This is a genomic window from Streptomyces sp. NPDC059037 (assembly GCF_042740015.1).
Taxonomy (GTDB): domain Bacteria; phylum Actinomycetota; class Actinomycetes; order Streptomycetales; family Streptomycetaceae; genus Streptomyces.
In genome coordinates this window covers 1-2,772 of record NZ_JBHYIG010000487.1, presented here as the reverse complement: position 1 = coordinate 2,772, position 2,772 = coordinate 1, and the positions used below count along the sequence as shown (strand labels likewise).

Below are 2,772 nucleotides of genomic sequence, written 5' to 3'. Positions count from 1 at the left end.
TCCTGAAGGATGCCGCCCCGTCGCGTTGCCCCGAACTTGGCCGGATCGCACCGTGACATCGCCTTCCGGACGAATTGCACGGGCTTCCCCGATCACCTTGATTTCAAACTCAGTTGGGGCAATGGGGGGTGGACGAGCGCGCCGGGCGGTAGCAAGGTGTGCCCCGAAGGCGCGGCCACAGAGCGCAGCACGGCACCCGCAGGACCCCGAGTACGGAAGGGAGCGGTGAAGCGATGACCGACCAGGCAGAGCCCGCGGGAGGCCCGGGAGCCAGTGGCCCTGGGCCCGACGGAGCGGGATTCACCTACCGGCCGGGCGAGCAGGAGCTGATCGTCGTCGCACGGCCCGAGGCCCGGCTGCGGGCCGGTACGCAGGGCATCCGCTCGGCGGCGGGCTCCGATGTGTCGGCCCTGAACATGTTCCTCAGCGATGAACAGCTCGCCCTGGAGCCGCTGTTCGGCAACGAGGACCGACTGCGGTCCGCCATGGAGCGGGACGGTGGCGGCGACGACGTACCGGATCTGGCGCTCTTCTACCGGGTCCGCGGCGGCGAGAGCCGCGCCCAGGAGCTGCGCTCGCGGATGGCGGCGCTGCCCGGGCTCGACACGGCGTACGTCAAGCCGGGCGCCGTCCCCGCCTCGATCGGCGCGACGGGCAGGCCGGGACCCCCGCCGCAGCGCCAGGAGTCGCCCCCGGAGGCGGGCGAGTCCGGGCGGCGCAAGGAGGGCGCCCCCGTCACCCCCGACTTCACCGGCCGCCAGGGCTATCTGCGCCCGGCCCCCGAGGGCGTCGACGCCCACTGGGCCTGGCAGCGGCTCGGCGGTTCGGGCGAGGGCGTCACGGTGATCGACATCGAGGGCGCCTGGCAGCTCGGCCACGAGGACCTGACCTCCAAGCTCGCCGGTGTGGTCATCGGCACCCCCATCCAGGACGTCGCGTGGCGCAACCACGGCACCGCCGTCATCGGCGTCATCGGCGGCGACCGCAACCACGTGGGCATCTCCGGCATCGCGCCGGAGTCGGTGACCGCGGCCGCCTCCTTCCAGCCGCTCGGCACCTCGGCCACGATCCACGCGGCGGCGGAGCGCCTGTCCCCCGGCGACATCATCCTCATCGAACTGCACCGCCCGGGACCGCGGTTCGACTTCGAGCCGCGCGACGACCAGAAGGGCTACATCGCCCTGGAGTGGTGGCCCGACGACTACGCGGCGATCCGCCACGCCACGGCCAAGGGCGTCATCGTCGTCGGCGCGGCCGGCAACGGCGCCGAGTCCCTGGACGACGCGGTGTACGAGCGCAGGCCCGACGAATTCCCCGAGTGGTGGCGCAACCCCTTCAACCCGTCCAACCGGCCTTCGGGCGCCGTCCTGGTCGGCGCGGGCGCACCGCCGCCCGGCACGCACGGCCGCGACCACGGCCCGGACCGCTCGCGCCTCGCGTTCTCCAACTACGGGGCCCGCGTGGACGCCCAGGGCTGGGGCCGCGAGACCACCACGACCGGCGGCTTCTGGGACCGCCCCGGGGACCTCCAGGGCGGCGCCGACGAGATCGCCTGGTACACGGACGCGTTCTCCGGCACCTCGTCCGCATCGCCGATCGTCGTCGGCGCCCTCGCCTGTCTGCAGGGCATGCTGAAGGCCGCCGGCCAGCAGCTGATGACCCCGGACCGGGCGCGGGCGATGCTCAGGTCGACCGGCTCTCCGCAGCAGGACGCACCGGGGCGCCCCGCGTCCCAGCGGATCGGCAACCGGCCCGACATCAAGGCGGCGGTCACGAACCTGCTGCCCTCCGCGGTGGGCTCCGGACGTGCCGAGCGCTACTGGGACGAGCTGTTGCCCTATCCGCCCGAACTCCCGCCACGGCTCCGGCTGTTCGTCGCCGGGGAGTGGCGCAACCTCAACCACCCGTCCCCCGACGTCCGCCAGGCGGTGCACGCCGCCTTCGCGGGGGGACATCCCGATGTACGGGTCTGGTTCTCCGACGACGAGGTCGTCGGCCTGGTCGTCACGGGCTGACGCACGACGCGCCGTCGGGAGCCGCAGCACCACGCGCATTGCTGAAGCACCACAACCATTGAGGGAAGGTGGCACCCGCATGAGCACCACCCCGCAAATGAGTCCCATGCAGCAGCAAGGCCAGCAGTACGGACCTCAGCAGCAGTACGGTCCGCAGCAGTACGGGCAGCAGCAGCCGTTCGGCACCCAGCAGTTCGGCCAGCAGCCCTTCAGCCCCCAGCAGTACGGCCAGCAGCCGGGCCTGAGCACCGCGCCGCCGCAGCAACAGCAGCAGTTCGGTCAGCGGCAGTTCGGCCAGCAGATGCAGCCCGGCATCCAGGGCCAGCCGCAGATCCCGCAGCACCTGCAGCAGCAGCTCCAGCAGCTCGGCCAGCAGCAGCCGTTCCAGCAACTGCTGCAGCAGATGGGCCCCGAGCAGCAGGGCGGCCAGCAGATCCAGGTCCCGCAGGCGCAGATCCCGGAGGTCTCGACACAGGCCCTGACCGTCGGCGTCGCGCTGAACTTCCAGGACTATGTGCAGCCGCTGCCCGGCCAGGCCGAGCTGCTGTACCTGCTCGTGGACAACGCCTGGCGCGTGTTGGTCAACCCGCTCGACGAGACGCACACGATGGTCCAGAACGCGTTCGCCTACGGGCAGCGGGTCCTCGCCTACTACGACAACGCCAACAACCCCGGCCTGATCCTCGGCGTGCTCATCACCCGCTGAGCTGATCCGGGCCGACCACGAGAACCGGCGGCGCCGGGCGACGGAGAGCAC

Annotated in this window: 2 protein-coding genes; both read left to right on the top strand. The window is 72.1% G+C overall.

The window, feature by feature from the left end; translation table 11 throughout:
• Positions 1–233 precede the first annotated feature (233 nt).
• The gene (locus ACFWY6_RS44975) at positions 234–2,015 is read left to right on the top strand and encodes a S8 family peptidase (RefSeq protein ID WP_384703591.1); all 1,782 of its coding nucleotides are present in this window, start codon (positions 234–236) and stop codon (positions 2,013–2,015) included.
• Positions 2,016–2,094: 79 nt separating this feature from the next.
• Complete coding sequence (locus tag ACFWY6_RS44970; RefSeq protein ID WP_384703588.1) at positions 2,095–2,721, top strand: hypothetical protein; 627 nt, start codon at positions 2,095–2,097, stop codon at positions 2,719–2,721.
• Positions 2,722–2,772 lie beyond the last annotated feature (51 nt).